14 protein-coding genes are annotated in these 20255 nt (G+C 61.7%); 8 read left to right on the top strand and 6 right to left on the bottom strand.

Annotation, left to right across the window (positions count from 1 at the left end; translation table 11 throughout):
* Positions 1 to 12 precede the first annotated feature (12 nt).
* Both hrpA and ACYP2A_RS29075 read left to right on the top strand, forming a co-directional pair.
* Entirely contained in the window at positions 13 to 3924 is a 3912-nt protein-coding gene (gene hrpA / locus ACYP2A_RS29080) for an ATP-dependent RNA helicase HrpA (RefSeq protein ID WP_459749374.1), read from the top strand.
* Positions 3925 to 4044: 120 nt separating this feature from the next.
* Complete coding sequence (locus ACYP2A_RS29075) at positions 4045 to 5166, top strand: beta-ketoacyl-ACP synthase III (protein ID WP_459749373.1); 1122 nt, start codon at positions 4045 to 4047, stop codon at positions 5164 to 5166.
* Between the two features lie 54 nt (positions 5167 to 5220).
* Here ACYP2A_RS29075 and ACYP2A_RS29070 read toward each other — a convergent pair whose 3' ends face one another.
* Entirely contained in the window at positions 5221 to 6495 is a 1275-nt protein-coding gene (locus ACYP2A_RS29070; RefSeq protein WP_459749372.1) for a putative porin, read from the bottom strand.
* A 282-nt stretch (positions 6496 to 6777) separates the two neighbouring features.
* Here ACYP2A_RS29070 and ACYP2A_RS29065 point away from each other — a divergent pair, with 282 nt between their 5' ends.
* On the top strand, positions 6778 to 7902 hold the full coding sequence (locus ACYP2A_RS29065) for a GNAT family N-acetyltransferase (protein WP_459749371.1): 1125 nt from the start codon (positions 6778 to 6780) through the stop codon (positions 7900 to 7902).
* 113 nt (positions 7903 to 8015) lie between these two features.
* On the opposite strand, the gene ACYP2A_RS29060 is transcribed toward ACYP2A_RS29065, so the two are convergent.
* The 4 genes from ACYP2A_RS29060 to ACYP2A_RS29045 form a co-directional block, all read right to left on the bottom strand.
* A complete protein-coding gene (locus ACYP2A_RS29060) occupies positions 8016 to 9848 on the bottom strand; it encodes an ABC transporter ATP-binding protein (RefSeq protein ID WP_459749370.1) in 1833 nt (610 codons plus the stop codon).
* Between the two features lie 90 nt (positions 9849 to 9938).
* Complete coding sequence (locus ACYP2A_RS29055) at positions 9939 to 10508, bottom strand: peptidylprolyl isomerase (RefSeq protein ID WP_459749369.1); 570 nt, start codon at positions 10506 to 10508, stop codon at positions 9939 to 9941.
* A 47-nt stretch (positions 10509 to 10555) separates the two neighbouring features.
* Entirely contained in the window at positions 10556 to 11347 is a 792-nt protein-coding gene (locus tag ACYP2A_RS29050; RefSeq protein ID WP_459749368.1) for an alpha/beta fold hydrolase, read from the bottom strand.
* Positions 11348 to 11362: 15 nt separating this feature from the next.
* The gene (locus tag ACYP2A_RS29045) at positions 11363 to 12286 is read right to left on the bottom strand and encodes a LysR family transcriptional regulator (protein WP_459749367.1); all 924 of its coding nucleotides are present in this window, start codon (positions 12284 to 12286) and stop codon (positions 11363 to 11365) included.
* A gap of 179 nt (positions 12287 to 12465) precedes the next feature.
* Here ACYP2A_RS29045 and ACYP2A_RS29040 point away from each other — a divergent pair, with 179 nt between their 5' ends.
* From ACYP2A_RS29040 to ACYP2A_RS29030, 3 genes are all read left to right on the top strand, one after another.
* Positions 12466 to 13065 carry an FMN-dependent NADH-azoreductase gene (locus tag ACYP2A_RS29040; RefSeq protein ID WP_459749366.1) on the top strand — a complete coding sequence of 200 codons (600 nt, stop codon included), beginning with the start codon at positions 12466 to 12468 and terminating at the stop codon, positions 13063 to 13065.
* Positions 13066 to 13292: 227 nt separating this feature from the next.
* Positions 13293 to 15068, top strand: a complete 1776-nt coding sequence (locus ACYP2A_RS29035) for a M60 family metallopeptidase (RefSeq protein ID WP_459749365.1) — start codon at positions 13293 to 13295, stop codon at positions 15066 to 15068.
* Positions 15069 to 15128: 60 nt separating this feature from the next.
* Positions 15129 to 15998, top strand: a complete 870-nt coding sequence (locus ACYP2A_RS29030; RefSeq protein ID WP_459749364.1) for a carboxylate/amino acid/amine transporter — start codon at positions 15129 to 15131, stop codon at positions 15996 to 15998.
* On the opposite strand, the gene ACYP2A_RS29025 is transcribed toward ACYP2A_RS29030, so the two are convergent.
* On the bottom strand, positions 15999 to 16646 hold the full coding sequence (locus tag ACYP2A_RS29025) for a TetR/AcrR family transcriptional regulator (protein ID WP_459749363.1): 648 nt from the start codon (positions 16644 to 16646) through the stop codon (positions 15999 to 16001). It abuts the gene before it with no gap.
* Between the two features lie 126 nt (positions 16647 to 16772).
* Between ACYP2A_RS29025 and ACYP2A_RS29020 the strand changes: the two genes are divergently transcribed.
* Both ACYP2A_RS29020 and ACYP2A_RS29015 read left to right on the top strand, forming a co-directional pair.
* Positions 16773 to 18809, top strand: coding sequence for an oxidoreductase (locus ACYP2A_RS29020; RefSeq protein WP_459749362.1), 2037 nt, complete (start codon positions 16773 to 16775; stop codon positions 18807 to 18809).
* A 111-nt stretch (positions 18810 to 18920) separates the two neighbouring features.
* Entirely contained in the window at positions 18921 to 20228 is a 1308-nt protein-coding gene (locus tag ACYP2A_RS29015) for a M24 family metallopeptidase (protein WP_459749361.1), read from the top strand.
* Positions 20229 to 20255 lie beyond the last annotated feature (27 nt).

The following is a 20255-nucleotide window of genomic DNA, read 5'->3' as shown; positions in this document are numbered from 1 at the left end:
CTTGCGTACCTGATGACCGCCGAATCGCCCTCTATCGACCAGTTGTTGAAAAACCTCGACCACGCCATGAGCGGCGACCGTCACAGATTGCGGCGCCAGTTGCATGAGCTGCGCAAGAAGCCCGACGAGGCGAAGCTGGCGGCGTGGCTCGAGCGCTTCCAGGCATCCTGCGCCAAGGTCGAAGCGCGGCGCTTGAGCGTGCCGAAGATCCGCTATGACGATCAGTTGCCCATCGCCGCCAAGCGCGATGAGATCAAGGACGCGCTGCTCAAGCACCAGGTGCTGATCATCGCCGGCGAAACCGGCTCGGGCAAAACTACCCAGTTGCCCAAGATCTGCCTGGAAATCGGTCGCGGCCAGTACGGCCTGATCGGCCACACCCAGCCGCGACGCATCGCCGCGCGCAGCGTCGCGACCCGGGTCGCCGAAGAGCTGGCCACACCTCTGGGTTCGCTGGTCGGCTATCAGGTGCGTTTCGAAGACCAGAGTGGCGACAACACGCTGATCAAGCTGATGACCGACGGTATTCTGCTGGCCGAGACCCAGAACGACCGTTTTCTTGAACGCTACGACACCCTGATCGTCGACGAAGCCCACGAGCGCAGCCTGAACATCGACTTCCTGCTCGGTTATCTCAAGACCCTGCTGCCGCGTCGCCCGGACCTGAAAGTCATCATCACCTCCGCGACCATCGACCTGCAGCGTTTCTCCGAGCATTTCGACAAGGCGCCGATCATCGAGGTGTCGGGGCGCACCTTCCCGGTCGAGACCGTGTACCGGCCATTGACCAGCGAGCAGGACGAAGAGGGCAACAGTGTCGAGGAAGACCTGACCGTCGATCAGGCGATTCTGGCGACCCTCGACGAAATCGCCGCCGTGGAGCGCAGCGAGGGTAAATCACCGGGCGATGTGCTGGTGTTCCTGCCCGGTGAGCGCGAGATTCGCGACGCCGCCGAGGTGCTGCGCAAGGCGCAGCTCAGGCACACCGAGATTCTGCCGCTGTACGCGCGCCTGTCGCCGGCCGAACAGCAGCGTATCTTTCAGTCGCACCCCGGCCGGCGCGTGGTGCTGGCCACCAACGTCGCCGAAACCTCGCTGACCGTGCCGGGCATTCGGTATGTGATCGACACCGGTACCGCACGCATCAGCCGCTACAGCTACCGCGCCAAGATCCAGCGCCTGCCCATCGAGGCGGTGTCGCAGGCCAGCGCTAACCAGCGCAAGGGCCGCTGTGGCCGGGTCGAGCCGGGCGTGTGCTTCCGTCTGTACAGCGAAGAAGATTTTCTCGCCCGCCCGGAATTTACCGACCCGGAGATTCTGCGCACCAACCTGGCGGCGGTGATCCTGCAGATGCTGCACCTGCGTCTGGGAGATATCAGCGATTTCCCGTTCATCGAGCCGCCCGACGGCAAGGCGATCAGCGACGGTTTCAACCTGTTGCAGGAGCTCTCGGCGGTCACCCGCGAGAATCAACTGACCCCGCTGGGTCGCCAGTTGGCGCGCCTGCCGGTCGACCCGCGCATGGGCCGCATGCTGCTGGAAGCGGCGCAGCAGGGTAGCCTGCAAGAAGTGCTGATCATCGCCAGTGCGCTGTCGGTGCAGGATGTGCGCGAGCGTCCGCCCGAGCGTCAGCAAGCCGCCGACCAGGCCCACGCGCAATGGAAAGACGCCGACTCGGACTTCGCCGCCCTGGTCAATCTGTGGCGCGGTTTCGAGGAGCAGCGCCAGGCGCTGACCTCAAGCCCGTTGCGCAACTGGTGCCGACGCAACTTCCTCAATTACCTGCGCCTGCGCGAATGGCGCGATGCGCACCGGCAATTGAGCCTGATCTGCCGCGAGCTGAAACTGCCGATCAACGCCGAACCTGCCGATTACCCGAAATTTCACAAGGCAGTCCTGTCCGGCCTGCTCAGCCACATTGGCCAGAAGACCGAAGAGGGCGATTACCTCGGCGCCCGCCAGCGGCGCTTCTGGGTGCACCCGTCTTCAGGGCTGGGGCGCAAGCGGCCGCAGTGGGTGATGGCCGCCGAATTGATGGAAACCACCAAGCTGTACGCACGCATGGTGGCCAAAATCGATGTCGACTGGATCGAGCCGCTGGCCGGGCACCTGATCAAGAAAAACCACTTCGAGCCGCACTGGGAGAAAAAGCGCGGTCAGGTCGTGGCCTTCGAGCAGATCACCCTGTATGGGCTGATCATCGTCGGTCGCCGCCCGGTGCATTACGGCCCGGTGGACCCGGTGGTGTCGCGCGAGATGTTCATTCGTGAAGGCCTGGTGCGCGGCGATATCCTGTCGCGAGCCAAGTGCCTGAGCAGCAACGCGCGCTTGCTTGAAGAACTCGACGAGCTGGAAGCCAAGGCCCGGCGCCGCGACATTCTGGCCGACGAAGAAACCCTGTACGGCTTCTATGAAGCACGGCTGCCGGCCGAGGTGCACCAGACTGCGACCTTCGACAGCTGGTACCGGGTGCACAGCCAGAAAGACCCGCAACTGTTGATCATGCGCGAAGAAGACGTGCTGGCCCGCGACGCCAACGAAGTCACCGCCGCGCAGTACCCCGACACCTTGCGTCTGGGCGAACTGACCCTGCCGCTGACCTATCACTTCGAGCCCAACCACCCACGCGATGGCGTGACCCTGCGCGTGCCTGTGCCGCTGTTGCAGTCGCTGCCCGCCGAGCGCCTGGAATGGCTGGTGCCGGGCCTGCTGGAAACCAAGTGCATCGCGCTGGTACGCAACCTGCCCAAGGCGACCCGCAAGAACTTCGTGCCGGTGCCGGACTTTGTCCGCGCCGCCCTGCAGCGCATCACCTTTGCCGAGGGCTCGCTGCCCCAGGCGCTGGGCCGCGAACTGCTGCGCATGACCGGCGCACGGGTCACCGATGAGGCCTGGAGCGAGGCCGCCGAGCAGCTTGAAGGGCATTTGCGGATGAACCTTGAAGTGGTCGACGGCAACGGCAAGTTCCTTGGCGAAGGCCGTGATCTCGACACCTTGACCGCCCGTTTCGCTGAAGCCGGGCAAGCCGCGCTGGCCATGCCGCACACCGCAAAAAACCAGCAGCCGGTGGAAGCCAAGGGCTTTGCTGCCGTGGCGCAACAGACCCAGCAGAAGATTGCCGGCCTGTCGCTGACCGTGTATCCGGCCTTGATCGAAGAGGGCGGCACGGTCAAGGAAGGGCGCTTCCCGACCCAGGCCGAAGCCGAGTACCAGCACCGCCGGGCCTTGCAGCGTTTGCTGTTGCAGCAACTGGCCGACACTGCGAAATTCTTGCGCGGCAAATTGCCGGGGCAGACCGAGCTGGCGCTGCTGTATCGCGACCTGGGCCGCGTCGATGCGCTGATCGAAGACATCCTGCTGGCCAGCCTCGACAGCTGCGTGCTCGAAGGCGAAGACAATCTGCCCCGCGACGGTGCAGGCTTGCTGTCGCTGGCCGAACGCAAGCGCGGCGACTGGGCCGAGCATGCCGAGCGCCTGGCACGCCTGACCCTGGAAATCCTCAAGCTGTGGCATGGCCTGCAAAAGAGCTTCAAGGGCAAGATCGACCTGGCCCGCGCCGTGGCGCTTAACGATATCAAGGCGCAACTGGGCAAGCTGGTGTATCCGGGCTTTGTCCGCGAGACCCCGTCGCAATGGCTCAAGGAACTGCCGCGCTACCTGAAAGCTGTGGAACTGCGCCTGGAAAAACTCCCGGCCCAGGTGCAGAAAGACCGCGTCTGGAGTACGCAGTTGAGCGAGCTGTGGACCCAATATCAGGCACGCGCCGACAAACACGCCCAGGAAGGCAAGCGCGACCCGGAGCTGGTCACCTGGCGCTGGTGGCTGGAGGAATACCGCGTGTCGCTGTTCGCTCAACAACTGGGTACGCGCATGCCGGTGTCTGACAAGCGGTTGAGCAAACAGTGGAGTCAGGTGCAAGGCTGAACTTAATCGGGTGTTAGCGGCGCGATAGCACCCGATTGCGGCGATATGTCACACTTTGCGCCTTGCCTTACCTGTCGGCCCTTACCTTTAACAAGCCCACTCAATAAGAGAGAAACGACCGTGTATAACGTCGTCATCAGCGGAACCGGCCTGTACACCCCGGCCCAGAGCATCTCCAACGAAGAGCTGGTGCAGTCCTTCAATACCTGGGTCACCCAGTTCAACCACGAAAACGCCGCTGCCATCGAGCGCGGCGAAGTCCAGGCACTGGCGCCCTCCGACGCGGCCTTTATCGAAAAGGCCTCCGGCATCAAGAGCCGCTTCGTGATGGACAAGCAGGGCATCCTCGACCCGCAGCGCATGAAGCCCTCGCTTGCGGAGCGCAGCAACGACGAGCGCTCGATTCTGTGCGAGATGGGCGTCGCCGCTGCCGAACAGGCCTTGCAGCGTGCCGGCAAGACCGCTGCCGATATCGACGGCGTGATCGTCGCCTGCTCCAACCTGCAACGCGCCTACCCGGCCATCTCGATCGAGATCCAGGCGGCACTGGGCATTCAGGGTTACGGCTTCGATATGAACGTTGCCTGCTCGTCGGCGACCTTCGGCATCCAGACGGCCTACAACAATGTGCACCTGGGCCAGGCCCGGGCCATGCTGGTGATCAGTCCGGAAATCTGCACCGCGCACCTTAATTTCCGTGATCGCGACAGCCATTTCATCTTTGGCGATGCGGCCACCGCCGTCGTCGTTGAGCGTGCCGATCTCGCCACCTCGGCGCATCAGTTCGAGATTCTTGGCACCCGCCTGTCGACGCAGTTCTCCAACAACATCCGCAACAACTTCGGCTTTCTCAATCGCACCGCCGAAGAAGGCATTGGCGCGCCGGACAAACTGTTCGTGCAGGAAGGTCGCAAGGTGTTCCGCGAGGTATGCCCGATGGTCGCCGAGCTGGTCGGCAGCCACTTGCAGGACAGCGGCTTGAATGTCAGCGACGTCAAACGCTTCTGGCTGCATCAGGCCAACCTGAGCATGAACCACCTGATCGTCAAGAAATTGCTGGGCCGCGAGGCTGATCTGGATGAAGCGCCGGTGATTCTCGACACCTACGCCAACACCAGTTCGGCAGGTTCGGTGATCGCGTTTCATACCTATCAGGACGATTTGCCGGCGGGCGCACTGGGTGTGCTGAGTTCGTTCGGTGCCGGTTATTCGATTGGTTGCGTGATTCTGCGCAAGCGCTGACCAGCCTAAGAAAGGGGTGGGGCGCCGGAAATTCCAGCGCCCCGGTACAGCGGCTTAGAATTTGACTTCGGCGTCCAGTTGCAGGATGTCGACGTCTTTGTTGCGACCGCCACGGCTGGCGAAGTCGGCTTCGGCCATCATGTAGGTTGCGCCCAGGGCGAAGTTCTTGTCGATTTCATAACCGACCTTGAACTTGTGGCCACGGGAACCTGTGGTGCCGTTGGCGAAGTCCGAGTCGGTGAAGGCACCGACTACAGCGTTACGCTGCACGTCGCGGTAGTTGTAGTCCAGGCTGAAACCGAAAGCCTTGGTCTTGGCACCGGCCAGCCAGGCAGTGTCGTGGCCGTCGGTGGATTCGTCGTTGATCACGTACTGACCATACACGGCCAGAGGCACGGCCAGGCCGCTGACGTCGATCTGACCGAAGCCTTCATACAGACGGAATTCGGTGCTGGTGTTGCCGTTGACCGACAGGGCGCAAGGCGTGGTAGTGGCGGTGCCGCACGCGCTGTCCTTGTCGTTGTCGTAACCGTAGACGCTACCGCCCAGGGTGACTTTCAGGTTGTCGATCGGGGCGAATTTGGCACCCAACTGGCCTGCGTACAGGCGCAGGTCGTTCTTGAACTCCACGCCGTTGCCGTCGACGTTGTCCTTGAGGGTGTAGTGACCGGCACTGGCGAACAGCTCGGTCTTGCCGGCCAATGGCAGTTTGTAGGTCAGGGCCAGACCTTCCGGGTTGATGTCGCTATCCCAGATGATGTCGCCCATGTTGACCCACGGCTGGTTCATCTTGCCGCCGATGACCGACAGGCCCGGGAGAGCGGTCGGGTGGTAGTCGATGTAGGCCAGGTCCAGCCAGATCGACTTCTTCGAGAAGTAACCGTCCAGGTCCTGGTTGGTGGAGCGGGCATCGTTGCCGCCACCGGTGGCGATACGGATGCCGCTGTCGACCTGCGGGTTGATCTCGGTGTAGGCGCCCAGACGTGCACGCACACGTTGACGGTCCTTGTCGCGGCCGCCATTGTCGGCTTCGCCATCGATATCGATGTTTTCCTGGCGAATACGGACGTCGCCCTTGATCTGAGTCTTGGCGGCCCAAGCGACTTTCTTCTCGAAATCGCTCTGCGTCGACGACTTGGTGGCGGCGGCAGCTTGCTGCTCCTTGGCCAGGTCGGCTTGCAACTCGGCGTGCTGAGCGGTGCTGATCGAGCCGTTGGCTTTGAGCATGTCGAGCAGTTTGGCATCGACTGCGGCGCTGGCCGGTACACTCATGGCCAGTGCGAAGCCGCCACACAGGGCTGCTGCAGTACGAATAGAAACAGGACGCATAATTCTCTCCAAGATGAGGACGCAGGTTCGTGTCGACCCACTGAACATCCCTTGCGGGATAACTACAAAGAGGGGTATGTAACCCCCGGTTCTAAAAACAGGCGCCAGTATTGCTGCCAGTCATTACAAAAAAGTGGCAATGTAGTGGCATGTCCGTGACAATCCTGTTTCAGGCTGAAGGCTCAAGAGGCTTGAGATAGAGCGGTCCGCATGCACAAGGCGTGTATAAACCTGACCGATCGGTGATACTCGGGCCCTGCCTGAGCACTGGGGGAGAAGCTGATGTCCGTTCAAGTCGTCGACAGCGTGAGCCACGTGACTGCCGCCCAATGGGACGCATTGCTGCCCGATGGCCAGCCGTTTTTGCGCCATGCTTTTTTGAGCGCGCTGGAAGACAGTGGCAGCCTGGGGCCTCGCTCCGGCTGGCGGGCCGAACATGTGCTGCACATCGAGCAAGGTGAGCTGATTGCCGCGTTGCCGGCGTATCGCAAGCGCCATTCCTATGGCGAATACGTGTTCGATCACGGCTGGGCCGATGCCTGCCGCCGCGCCGGCATTGCCTATTACCCCAAGCTGCTGGTGGCGGTGCCGTTCAGCCCGGTCAGTGGCGCGCGGGTGCTGGCCCGAACGCCCGAGGCCGGCATGGCCTTGCTGGAGGGCTTGCCGGGTTACTTGCACGCTCAGGGCCTGTCCAGTGCCCATGTGAACTTCACCGACCCGTACGCCGACGCCTTGCTGGCCGCACAACCCGGCTGGTTGCAGCGCTATGGCTGCCAGTACCACTGGCACAACCGGGGCTACCGGGACTTTCAGGATTTTCTTGACGCCCTGAGTTCGCGCAAGCGCAAGCAGATGCGCAAGGAACGCGAGCAAGTGGCGGGGCAGGGCATCGAGTTCGAGTGGCTCGACGGCGCGCAAATGAGCGAGGCGCTGTGGGACTTTGTCTATGCCTGTTACAGCAACACCTACGAGGTGCGCGGCCAGTCGCCGTACCTGACCCGCGAATTCTTCAGCCTGCTGGGCGAGCGCATGCCCGAGGCGATTCGCGTGGTGCTGGCGCGCCAGGGCAACCGCCCGGTGGCCATGGCTTTCAGCCTGGTGGGCGGCGGCAGCTTCTACGGGCGCTATTGGGGTTGCCTGGCCGAATTCGACCGGCTGCATTTCGAGACCTGTTTCTACCAAGGCATGGACTACGCCATCGCCCACGGCCTGCAACGCTTCGACGCCGGCGCGCAGGGCGAACACAAGTTGATCCGCGGCTTCGAGCCGCAGATCACCCACTCCTGGCACTACCTGCTGCATCCGGGGCTAAAAGACGCCGTGGCGGATTTTCTGGAAGAAGAGCGGGTAGGGATTCTGGCCTACGCCGAAGAAGCCCGCGGCGCGTTGCCGTATCGACAGCCGTAAACGCTATCGAGCGGTAATACGCCGTAGGACCGGCTTTAGCCGGGAAGGGCGCGACACCATGTTGTGCCCTTCGCTGCTGAAGCAGCTCCTACGGGACGTGCGGGCAACCAGACTCAATCCACTCCGACAAACCCGCCGGTCTGATGCTGCCACAGCCGTGCATACAGCCCGCCCTGGGCCAGCAGTTCGCTGTGGCTGCCCATTTCCACCACCCGGCCTTTGTCCAGCACCACCAGCCGGTCCATGCGGGCGATGGTCGACAGGCGGTGGGCGATGGCGATCACCGTCTTGCCTTGCATCAGGGTTTCCAGGCTTTCCTGAATCGCCGCTTCCACCTCCGAGTCCAGTGCCGAGGTGGCTTCGTCCATGATCAGGATCGGTGCGTCCTTGAGCAGCACCCGCGTAATCGCGATGCGCTGGCGCTGGCCACCAGACAGTTTGACCCCGCGCTCGCCCACGTGCGCATCGAAGCCGGTACGGCCTTGTGCGTCGGACAGCAGCGGGATGAACTCATCGGCCTTGGCGCGGTGCACCGCTTGCCACAGTTGTTCCTCGGTCGCGCCGGGGTTGCCGTACAGCAGGTTGTCGCGAATCGAGCGGTGCAGCAGCGAAGTGTCCTGAGTGATCATGCCGATCTGCGCGCGCAGGCTTTCCTGAGTGACCTCGGCCACGTCCTGACCATCGATCAGAATCTTCCCGCTCTGCACGTCGTACAGACGCAGCAGCAGGTTGACCAGCGTTGACTTGCCCGCACCCGATGGGCCGATCAGGCCGATTTTCTCGCCGGGCCGGATGTTCAGGTCCAGGCCCTGAATGATTCCCCGGCCATTGCCGTAGTGGAAATCCACGCCGTCGAATTTCACCCCGCCCTGGCTGATTGCCAACTGTTTTGCGCCAGGCTTGTCAGTGACTGCCACCGGTTGCGAGATGCTCTCCAGGCCATCCTGCACGGTGCCGATATTTTCGAAGATGCCGTTGACCACCCACATGATCCAGCCCGACATGTTGACGATGCGGATCACCAGGCCGGTGGCCAAAGCGATGGCGCCCATCGAGATCAACGACTGGGTCCACAGCCACAGCGCAAGGCCGGTGGTGCCGACGATCAGCAGGCCGTTCATGCTGGTGATCACGGTGTCCATGGCGGTGACTACGCGACCGGCCAGTTGGGTCTTTTCAGTCTGCTCGGTAATGGCTTCGCGGGCGTACTGCTGCTCGTGATTGGTGTGGGCGAACAGCTTGAGGGTGGTGATGTTGGTGTAACCATCGACGATACGGCCCATCAGTTTCGAGCGTGCATCGGAGGCGTCCACCGAGCGTTGCTTGACCCGTGGCACGAAGTAGGCGAGCGCGAGGATATAGGCGAAGATCCACGCCACCAGCGGGATCACCAGTCGCCAGTCGGCTTCGGCGAACAGCACCAGGGCGCTGATCGAGTAGATCAGCACGTGCCACAGGGCATCCATGGCCTGCACCGCCGAGTCGCGCAGCGAGTTGCCGGTCTGCATGATGCGCTGGGCAATGCGCCCGGCAAAATCGCTCTGGAAGAAGTTGATACTCTGCTTGAGCACATAGCGGTGGTTTTGCCAGCGAATGAGGCTGGTCATGCCTGGACCGATGGTCTGGTGCACCAGCAGGTCGTGCAGGCCGACGAAGATCGGCCGCAGCAGCAGAGTCACCACCACCATCCAGATCAGTTCGTTACGATGGGTGCTGAAAAACTCGGCCGGCGGCGTGTTTTGCGCAAGGTCGATAATCCGGCTCAGGTAGCTGAACAGCGCGACTTCGATCAGCGCGACGATCAGCCCGACCACCAGCAAGGCGGCAAACGTGGGCCAGACCTGACGCAGATAATGCAGATAAAAAGGCAGGACCCGATTGGGCGGTGCAGCACCGGGATCTTCCCGGAAAATGTCGATTAATTGCTCGAAACGACGATAAAGCATCTGTATGACGCCCACACCAGTGGGCTCTCCTTGAGGGTGGGAAAAATTCCCGTCCGGCCCACCTTGTCGGCAAGGCGGGCCGGCCCCCGATCACTCCACGCGCTTGGCGGACTTGATCAGGATCGGGTCGACAGGCACGTTCTGCATGCCTTTCTGAGTGGCGGTACGGGAGTTGACGATCTGGTCGACGACCTCCATGCCCTTGGTGACTTTGCCGAACACGGCGTAACCGTAGTCACGCACACCGTTATCGAGCATTTCATTGTCATTGGTGTTGATGAAAAACTGGCTGGTGGCCGAGTTCACGCTTGAAGTACGCGCCATGGCAATGGTGCCGCGCACGTTCTTGAGGCCGTTCTGCGCCTCGTTCTTGATCGGGTCCTTGGTGGACTTCTGGTTCATGTCACGGGTAAAGCCACCGCCCTGGACCATGAAGCCCGGGATCACGCGGTGAAAGATCGTGTTGCTGTAGAAACCGCTGTCGACATAGCCGAGAAAGTTCTGGGTGCTGATCGGCGCCTTGTCGTCGGCCAGTTCCAGTTCGATCTGGCCGAAGCTGGTATCGAGTACGACGTGCGTCCTCTTGGCGGCAGGCTCGGCAGCCATCAGATTGGCCGAGAACAACACGGTGCAGGCAGCGAGGGCGAGGGTCTTGAACATGAGGCAGTGAGTCCTTCAGTGGTGGTATCGACTGGCCGGCAAGCAAATCACGTTTGGCCTTGTGCGTCGATGAATTCCAGCACTGTGCGGTTGAACGCTTCCGGTTGATCCAGCGGCGTGGCATGCCGGGAGTTGTCGATGACCACCAGCCGCGCGTTGGGGATCAGCTTTACATAGGCCTGTTTTATGGCGACCGGTGTGTAGTCGCGGTCGGCACTGACCACCAGTGTCGGGCAGGTGATGCGTGACAGCCGTTCCTGCACGCCCCAGCCGACGATGGCATCGAAACTGGCCAGATAAGCGCGCTTGTCGTTGCGTGCCCAGCGCTCGCCAATCTTGCGCCGCAAGTCGCTTTGTTCAGGGTGCGGGAACAATAGCTTGCCCAGCGCCTGCCCCAGGGTTTGCATGCTCATGACCCGTGCCAGGCTCCAGCGCTTGAACCACTGCCAGGCATCATTGGCACCGCGCACCTTGACCTGCGGCCCGCTGTTGACGATGCACAGGCTCTTGAGCAATTGCGGCTGGTCCACCGCCAGTTGAAAACCGACCATGGCGCCCATCGACAGGCCGACCAGATGCACCGGCCCCAGGTGCAAGTGCTCGATCAACGCTTCGACGTCGCTGCTGAACGCCTTGATGCTGTAGCGCTCACGCGGTTTGTCCGAGCGACCGTGGCCGCGCAGGTCCAGGGTGATGACCCGGTAATGGGCGCTGAACGCCGGGATCTGGTATTCCCAGTCCAGGCCACTGGAACCCAGACCGTGCAGCAGCAGGAGCGGGAGGCCCTGGCCATATTCTTCGTAGTGCAGCGAGCAGCCGTCGTGTTCGAAAAAAGCCATGCATTCCCTCTCTTGTCAGGCTTGGGGTGGCGCCGCGAACGGCGCATTCAGCGGCGCGGTGTCAAAGGTGCGGATCAGTTCGATCAGAATCTGCGTCGCCGGGCCCAGCGGTTTGTCCTTGTTGGAGTAAAGATAGAACGCCGGGTTGCGGGTGCCGCCTTTATCCAGCGGCAAGGGCTTGAGCACACCGTCGCGCAGCTCGCGCTCGATCATGTGCCGGGGCAGCCAGGCAAAGCCCAGGCCGCTGCTGACAAAGGTGGTGGCGGTGCCCAGGCTGCCGACGGTCCAGCGCTGTTCGGCGCCCAGCCAGCCGACGTCCTTGGGTTTCTGGCGGCCTGAATCTCGGATCACCACCTGCAACTGGGACTCCAGGTCCTGAAAGGTCAGTTCGCGGTTGGCCTGATGCAGTACATGTTCGGGATGCGCCACGGCAACGAACTCCACGGTGCTCATCTCGGTGCCCAGGTGGCCTGGGATATTGAAGCTGCTGATCGCAAGGTCCGCCACGCCTTCAAGCAAGACTTCTTCGACCCCGGACAGCACCTCTTCACGCAGCCGCACCCGGCAGCCCCGGCTTTGCGGCATGAACGCGGTCAGGGCGCGGACAATACGCGCGGTCGGGTAGGCGGCATCGACCACCAGGCCCACCTCGGCCTCCCAGCCTTGCTCCATATGATGGGCGAGATCTTCCAGCTGGCTGGCCTGCTTGATCAATTGCCGCGAACGGCGCAGCAGCACACCACCCGCTTCGGTCAGCACCGCCTTGCGCCCGTCGATGCGCAACAGCGGCACACCGAGTTGTTCCTGCATGCGCGCCACGGTGTAACTCACCGACGACTGCGAGCGGTGCGTGGCCTCGGCGGCCTGGGCAAAGCCGCCGTGATCGACCACAGCTTGCAACGTGCGCCATTGATCAAGGGTGACGCGGGGGGCTTTCATCGACTCGAACTCCAGTGTGAGGAGGGGGGAAATGTCTGGATAAGGAGTCGGCAGGTTAAATCAATAGAACAGATTGTTCGATTGGTTTGAGCCGTTTTTTGCGCTTTTTTATCGATAGGCCGATGATTAAGCTGTGCTCCATCAACTCGACACTAAATTGAATAGATGGAGCACTTCACATGTCCCGCGTACTGATCATCGAAAGCAGCGCCCGCCAACAGGATTCCGTCTCCCGCCAACTGACCCGTCAGTTCATCGAACAGTGGAAAGCTGCGCACCCTCAAGATGCGATCACTGTCCGTGATCTGGCGGTCAACCCGGTTCCACACCTGGACGCGACCCTGCTGGGCGGCTGGATGAAGCCCGAAGATCAACGCAACGACACTGAACAGGCCGCTCTGGAGCGCTCCAACCTGCTGACCGACGAACTGCTGGCCGCCGACGTCGTGGTGCTTGCCGCACCGATGTACAACTTTGCCATCCCCAGCACCCTCAAGGCCTGGTTCGACCATGTGCTGCGTGCCGGCGTGACCTTCAAATACGGTGAAACCGGCCCGCAAGGCCTGCTGACCGGCAAGCGCGCCTTCGTCCTGACCGCCCGCGGCGGCCTGTACACCGGCAGCAGCCTGGATCACCAGGAACCTTACCTGCGCCAGGTGCTGGGTTTTGTCGGTATTCATGACGTGACCTTTATCCACGCCGAAGGCCTGAACATGGGCGGCGAGTTCAGCGAAAAAGGCCTGAACCAGGCACTGGCCAAACTGGCCGAAGTGGCTTGATGGACACCTGATTCAGCGCAACGACTTCCCCTTGGTACCTGTGCTCCTGGGTACGTGACCCGATCGATCGTCTGCTGGCGGTTGATCGGGTTTTTTGTTGCCGGGCGGCAATCGGTATCGAGCTGATACCGGCGGTATTTATATATGACCCTTGCCGGGTTTGTGCCTCATACAGTGTGGCCATTGCAGCGCAACGAGGCGTTGCCTGTACACAAAGAGGTACTGCCATGAGTAAAAAAACCAGGACTCATCCGGTCCCTATGGCGTCAAGCGCGCCACCAGCACGCTTTATCGAACCGCCACTCGTTACAGCGGTTGCCCATGATCAGATCGAAGTCCATGCAAGGATCAACCCGATGCCGGGGGCGACGATCGAAGCGCAATGGCCCAATGGCGTGTGGGCCTCGATTGGTACGGTTCATGACGATCTATTGTCGAACCCGAATGTGCCTGCCGCCTATTGCCTGGACTCAAAGCATATGCGCTTGCGTATACAAGGGGTTGAAAACACGGAGGTCACCGTTGCGATCATCCCCGCGCTCGTTCAACTGTCGGCGCGCTTGAATGATGATGCACGTGTCTCGGTGACGGGGGCGACCACCCTGACCGATGGCATTGTCGAGGCACTCTCGGATGGGCAATGGAAGGGAATTGGCGAGGTTGTGAATGGCCGGTTTTTCAATCCGTCAGTGCCGCGGCACTACCTTTATACGCAGGACTCGATCCGCGTTCGCGTACAGAACGGCCTGGCTTCATCCAATGACATGATCTCGACCCTGGGCTTTGCTCATCCACCGTCGGTCCTTGTTCATCCTCTGCTGTCCAGCGCGGCCGAGCAGGCAATGATGCACTGGTTACTGCCCAAGGCCGATTACCAGCCAACCGGCTATTTTGCGCCGGCAGGCGTCGAGGTGGAGGTCTGGGCCTGGGGTAACGTTGAAAACGTGACCCTGCTGGTCGGCACACAGGGTATGGCAGACAGGGAGCACAGGTTCACCCGGTCTGCCGATATGCGGGCAACGCGTCTGGTGCGGGGGCGCAACGTGATTCAGGATCCCTTGGGCGGCGTGATACACATCCGCAACCTGGCTGGTTCGGGTTCCGGCGCCGCCCGAATCATGTTGCGCTACGGCGCAAAACCGATCCCCTACTACCTCAAGGGGTCGACGACTGCAGCCCAGTGGCGCGAAATGCTTACAGCCAGCGAGATGCCAGAGGTCGAACTGGTCGGTCGGCATATCGTGGTCGCGGCTTTTCGGGATACGGCCTTGAGATTCCTGCACGTCAACCCTGCCGAGACGGTCGAGGCGCATGAAGAGGTGATGAGGATTCAGGCGCAGGTCAGCGGGCTGGATGAATCGGCACCGCTACACACACGATCCAGCTTGTTGCTGTATGCCGTAGAGTCGAGTGCTTCTGCCAGTCCACATGCCGGGTCAGGCTATATCGGATTCCCCTGCACGCCCGGCGTGAGCGTATTCAACCAGGCGCTTGCAGGTGGTCAGGCAACCCGTAAATGGGTCGCTTTGCACGAGCATGGGCACCACTGTCAGACTTCCTGCAATTCGTGTGGTCCCTTTGCCGAGACGTCGGTCAACCTCTACGCCCTGGCTGTCGGGCGACTGTTCCCGAACGAATATACCGATGTGTTTCCAGATCGCTGGCCGGCTACGCAGCAATGGCTGGCGTTGCCGCGCGCCGATAAAAATTACGGTGCGCCAGAGTCCGATCCTCAAGCCATCTTCGAGCAATTGCGCAAGGGTCTGGGTGAGTATTTTCTACCCGCCTGGCATCGCCATATCAGGGAAAACCCTTGCCCGTCACCCGGTTTGAAAGACTTTGTTCTCAGCGCATCGATCGTCGCCCGATATGACCTCACGGACTTTTTTGCCGAGTGGGGTGTGCTCAAGGCTACAGACACTGAGGTGTGGTCTGCCGTTGCTGAACTCGATCTGCCCCATCCACCGATGAAGTTGACGGCGGTCAGGCCTTACGCAGACTAGGTTCTGTGGACAGCCCGGCCTGCAGCCGCTAAGGTCGCCTCCGTTCATCCGGGGGCACTCATGATCTATTTACTCATCGTCACGCTGATCCAGGCGTTTTCCTTCAGCCTGATCGGCGTTTATCTGGCCGGGCATGTCGACAGTTACATTGCCGTGCTGATCCGCGTGCTGTTGGCCGGGCTGGTGTTCATTCCCTTGACGCGCTGGCGTCAGGTCGAACCCGGCTTCATGCGCGGCATGCTGTTGATCGGCGCCTTGCAGTTCGGCATCACCTACGTGTGCCTGTACCTGAGCTTTCGCGTGCTGACGGTGCCGGAGGTGCTGCTGTTTACCATTCTGACGCCGCTGCACGTGACCCTGATCGAAGACGCCATGAACCGGCGCTTCAATCCCTGGGCGCTGTTGGCGGCGGCGGTGGCGGTGCTGGGTGCCGGGGTGATTCGCTACGACGGGCTGGACGGCGATTACCTGGGCGGCTTCTTGCTGCTGCAACTGGCCAACTTCACCTATGCCGCAGGGCAGGTGTTGTACAAGCATCTGGTGGCGCGATACCCCAGTGACCTGCCGCATTACCGGCGTTTCGGTTACTTCTACCTGGGCGCGCTGGCCGTGGTGCTGCCGGCGTGCCTGGCGTTCGGCAACTTTCAGCATCTGCCGGCCGCACCGCAGCAATGGCTGGTGCTGGTATTTCTGGGCCTGTGTTCCACGGCACTGGGCATGTACTGGTGGAACAAGGGCGCCTGTCTGGTGCATGGCGGCACCCTGGCGGTGATGAACAACCTGCATGTGCCGCTGGGGCTGCTGATCAACCTGCTGATCTGGAACCAGCACGAGGATTACACCCGCCTGCTGATCGGCGGCGCAGTGATTGTCGGTTCGGTGTGGATCAGCCGCCTGGGTGTGCGCCGCGAACCGTTGGCGGCGCGCTGATCAGGCTGGGCATGGCTGTGGATGGCAGCCATTGCGCTGATAGAAACGCTCCAGTTCATGAAGCTGGGGCTCCATCCCGGTGAATATTTTCAGGTATTCGGGGATGTACACCATGCGCTGCTCCAGTGGCTCCTGGGTCTTGAGGCTGATGTAGCCGATCTGTGCCAGGTAGATGGAGCGGGCGCGGGTGGTGGCGGCAATATTCTCGAAACCGAAACGCTCGAACATCTGCCGCAGCGCCTCGACGCGCTGGATATCGGCCTGGCCGATTTCTTCGGCCACCTCCGGCGACTGCAAGGCCCAGCTGCGCATCGCATACTCGAACTGCGAATCGAACAGCTCGGGGTTTAGCCAGCAATCGAAGACATTCAGAATCGCCTCGGTCAGTGATTCGGCGTAAGCCTGTGAGCGAGTCACCAGATTGAAGGTGTTCTTGTTTTTCCACAGCCCGATCAAAGCGGCCAGCAAGGCTTCGCGGTCTTCGAAGTACCAATAGAAACTGGTGCGCGACAGATTGAGTTTTTTTGCCAGAGGCAAAACCCGCACAGCGTCGACCCCTGATTCCTTCAGGCTTTCGTAAGCCGCATTCAACCAGCCCTCGAGCGAGCCGCGTGCAGCTGCATCCGGTGTATCGATAGTCGTTTTCATGGGCGAATTCTTCCGCATTCAAGAGGGGAATACAAGGCTAATGTACAGTGGTGTCGATTTAATTGACACTACTGTACACGGGGTCTATTGTCGGTCTTGCCTGATGACCTGAGTGCGAGATTGACCATGACCAATGATCCGCTGCTTCAGCCCTACCAACTCAAGCACCTGACCCTGCGTAACCGCATCATCACCACCTCCCACGAGCCGGCCTACCCTGAAGAAGGAATGCCGAAACACCTCTACCGGGCCTACCACGTCGAGCGCGCCAAGGCCGGTATTGCCATGACCATGACCGCAGGTTCCGCCGCCATCTCTCGCGACAGCCCGCCGGTGTTCAATAACGTGCTGGCCTACAAGGATGAAGTGGTTGGCTGGATGAAAGACCTGACGGATGAGTGCCACGAACACGGCGCGGCGGTGATGATCCAGTTGACGCATCTGGGCCGGCGCACCCGTTGGGACAAAGGTGACTGGCTGCCAGTGGTGTCGCCTTCGCACAATCAGGAGCCGGCGCACCGCGCGTTTGCCAAGAAGCTGGAAATCTGGGATATCGAACGGATCATTGGCGACTACGCCGATGCCGCCGAACGGATGAAAGCGGCCGGGCTCGACGGCATCGAACTGCAAGCCTACGGACACCTGATGGACCAGTTCTGGTCACCGCTGACCAATGAGCTGGAAGGCGAATATGGCGGCTCGCTACACAACCGCCTGCGCTTTACCTTCGAGGTGCTCAGCGCCATCCGCAAGCGCGTGGGGTCTGAGTTTATCGTCGGCATTCGCTACACCGCCGATGAAGTGCTGGCCGGCGGCCTGGGCCGTGAAGAGGGGTTGCAGATCTCGCAGTTGCTCAAAGACAGCGGCATGATCGACTTCCTGAACGTGATCCGCGGCAATATCGCCACCGATGCCGGCCTGACCGACATCATTCCGATCCAGGGCATGCGCAATGCGCCGCACCTGGATTTTGCCGGCGAGATCCGTTCGCTGACCGGCTTCCCGACCTTTCACGCCGCCAAGATCCCGGACGTTGCCACTGCCCGTCACGCCATCGCCAGCGGGCTGGTCGACATGGTCGGCATGACCCGTGCGCACATGACCGACCCGCACATCGTGCGCAAGATCATCGAAGGCCGCGAAGAAGACATCCGCCCGTGTGTCGGCGCCAACTATTGCCTGGACCGCATCTACCATGCCGGCGCGGCGTACTGCATTCATAACGCGGCCACCGGGCGTGAAACCACCATGCCGCATGACATTCCCAAGGCCGCTGTGCGGCGCAAGATCGTCATCGTCGGCGCCGGCCCTGCCGGGCTTGAGGCAGCGCGGGTGGCCGGTGAGCGCGGGCATGAAGTGGTGGTCTATGAAGTGGCCGACAAGGCCGGCGGGCAGATTCGCCTGACCGCCCGGTCCGAGCGCCGACGCGAGATGATCAGCATCATTGACTGGCGGCTGGCGCAGTGCGAGCGTCTGGGCGTGACCTTCCACTACAACACCTGGGCCGACACCCAGATCATTCTCGATGAAAACGCCGATGTGGTGATCATCGCCACCGGCGGCCTGCCGCACACCGAGGTGCTGGGTCACGGTAATGAGCTGGTGGTATCGAGCTGGGACATTATCTCCGGCGACGTCAAACCGGGGCGCAACGTACTGGTCTACGACGACGCTGGTGACCATGCCGGGTTACAGGCGGCCGAAGTGATTGCCCGCAGCGGGGCCAAAACCGAGGTGATGACGCCTGACCGTACCTTTGCGCCGGAAGTCATGGGCATGAACCTGGTGCCTTACATGCGCTCACTGCAACAGCTGGACACCACCTTCACCGTGACCTGGCGGCTCAAGGCCGTGCAACGCGCCGACGGCGGCCTGCTGGCCAGTATCGGCACCGATTACAGCAGCCTTGAACACACCCGGCTCTATGACCAGGTGGTGGTCAACCACGGCACCCGTCCGCTGGACGAGCTGTATTTCGAACTGTGCCCGCTGTCGACCAACGAAGGTGCGGTGCAGTACATGGACCTGATCGCCGGCCGTGCACAGGCCCTGGCCACCCGGCCCGACGGCCGCTTCCAGTTGTTTCGTATCGGTGATGCGGTGTCGTCGCGCAACACCCACGCGGCCATTTATGACGCCCTGCGTCTGCTCAAGGACCTGTAACGCGCCACACCTGATTCACCCGCTTGGCCGATCACAAAAAGAACATAAAGATCCACAACTCACTGCCCCGGACTCACTGCTTTCCAAGCTGACCCAGTGGAGGTTGTTGCCATGCAAAGCCATGCCCAAACGAGCGTGCCTTTTACCCCGAACATCGAACAGCGTCTTCAATTTCGTACCGACCCGACCGTGACCGGACACAGCCTTGCGCCCGTCGATACCGGTTTGCTCGACGCGCAGGCGGCCATCGACCGCCCAGCCCTGCGCCGTTACCGGCTGGAGCGCATTCGCCAGCAACTGCGCGCCCACGATTACAGCGGCATCCTGCTCGCCGACCCGATCAACATTCGTTATGCCACCGACACCAACAACCTGGGCCTGTGGGTCATGCATTCGCCCAGTCGCTATGTGTTTGTGCCCACCGAAGGCCCGGTGGTGCTGTTCGAATTCACCAGCAGCCGGCACAACAGCCAGCATGTCGAAACCATCGACGAGATTCGTCCGGCGATCCCCTGGCTGTACTTTCTGGCCGGCCCCCGCGTCGATGAAAAGGCCCGGCTGTGGGCCGAAGAGGTCGCCGGCCTGATGGCCTTGCACAGCGGTGGCAACCGGCGCCTGGCGGTTGATCGTTGTGACCCGTGGGGCGCGGAAAAACTCAGGAGCAAGGGCATCGAGCTGTTCGACGCCCAGCCGCTGATGGAGCAGGCGCGGTTGATCAAGTCGGCCGAAGAAGTCGCCAGCCACCGGGTATCAATGGCGGTCTGCGACCTGGCAATTGCCCGCATGCGCGCCAGCCTGGTGCCCGGCGTCACCGAGAACCAGCTGTGGAGCATCCTGCACGGCACCAATGTCGCGCAGGGCGGCGAGTGGGCCGAAAGCCGCCTGCTCAGCTCCGGGCTGCGCACCAATCCGTGGTTTCAGGACGCCACCGATAAAGTCATTGAGGCCGGTGAAATGGTCTGTTTCGACACCGACATGGTCGGGCCGGGCGGCTATCTGTCGGACATCTCGCGCAGCTTTGTCTGCCCCGGCAAACCGGTCACCGCCGCGCAGCGCGAACTGCTCGGCATTGCCAGCGAGCAGATCAGCTACAACCTCGACCTGCTGCGGCCGGGGCTGTCGTTTCGCGAGTTTGCCGAGCGCTGCTGGCCGGTGCCCGGCAAGTTCGAACACAACCGCTACATGATGATGCTGCATGGCGTAGGGCTGGTGGACGAGTACCCCAGCGTGGCCTACGCGGTGGATTTTGCCGAATGGGGCTATGACGGGCACTTCGAGGAAAACATGGTGGTTTCGGTCGAGAGCTACATCGGCGAGCACGGTGGGCGTGAGGGCGTGAAGCTTGAAGAGCAGGTGCTGATCACGGCGCAGGGAGCCGTCAAGTTGTCCTGCACGCCGCTGGTCGACAGCGATCGTTGACGGCGTGTGCCGTCCATTGCCTGGCCC

The sequence above is a fragment of the Pseudomonas sp. 3A(2025) genome, assembly GCF_054589175.1.
The sequence above is the reverse complement of the archived record's forward strand: the minus strand, read 5'-3'. Positions and strand labels throughout refer to the sequence as shown.

Coding starts and splice junctions, on each gene's coding strand:
- hrpA (WP_459749374.1), top strand. CDS start 13: ATGACCGCCGAATCGCCCTCTATCGACCAGTTGTTGAAAAACCTCGAC.
- ACYP2A_RS29070 (WP_459749372.1), bottom strand. CDS start 6,495: ATGCGTCCTGTTTCTATTCGTACTGCAGCAGCCCTGTGTGGCGGCTTC.
- ACYP2A_RS29065 (WP_459749371.1), top strand. CDS start 6,778: ATGTCCGTTCAAGTCGTCGACAGCGTGAGCCACGTGACTGCCGCCCAA.
- ACYP2A_RS29060 (WP_459749370.1), bottom strand. CDS start 9,848: ATGCTTTATCGTCGTTTCGAGCAATTAATCGACATTTTCCGGGAAGAT.
- ACYP2A_RS29055 (WP_459749369.1), bottom strand. CDS start 10,508: ATGTTCAAGACCCTCGCCCTCGCTGCCTGCACCGTGTTGTTCTCGGCC.
- ACYP2A_RS29050 (WP_459749368.1), bottom strand. CDS start 11,347: ATGGCTTTTTTCGAACACGACGGCTGCTCGCTGCACTACGAAGAATAT.
- ACYP2A_RS29045 (WP_459749367.1), bottom strand. CDS start 12,286: ATGAAAGCCCCCCGCGTCACCCTTGATCAATGGCGCACGTTGCAAGCT.
- ACYP2A_RS29040 (WP_459749366.1), top strand. CDS start 12,466: ATGTCCCGCGTACTGATCATCGAAAGCAGCGCCCGCCAACAGGATTCC.
- ACYP2A_RS29035 (WP_459749365.1), top strand. CDS start 13,293: ATGAGTAAAAAAACCAGGACTCATCCGGTCCCTATGGCGTCAAGCGCG.
- ACYP2A_RS29030 (WP_459749364.1), top strand. CDS start 15,129: ATGATCTATTTACTCATCGTCACGCTGATCCAGGCGTTTTCCTTCAGC.
- ACYP2A_RS29025 (WP_459749363.1), bottom strand. CDS start 16,646: ATGAAAACGACTATCGATACACCGGATGCAGCTGCACGCGGCTCGCTC.
- ACYP2A_RS29020 (WP_459749362.1), top strand. CDS start 16,773: ATGACCAATGATCCGCTGCTTCAGCCCTACCAACTCAAGCACCTGACC.
- ACYP2A_RS29015 (WP_459749361.1), top strand. CDS start 18,921: ATGCAAAGCCATGCCCAAACGAGCGTGCCTTTTACCCCGAACATCGAA.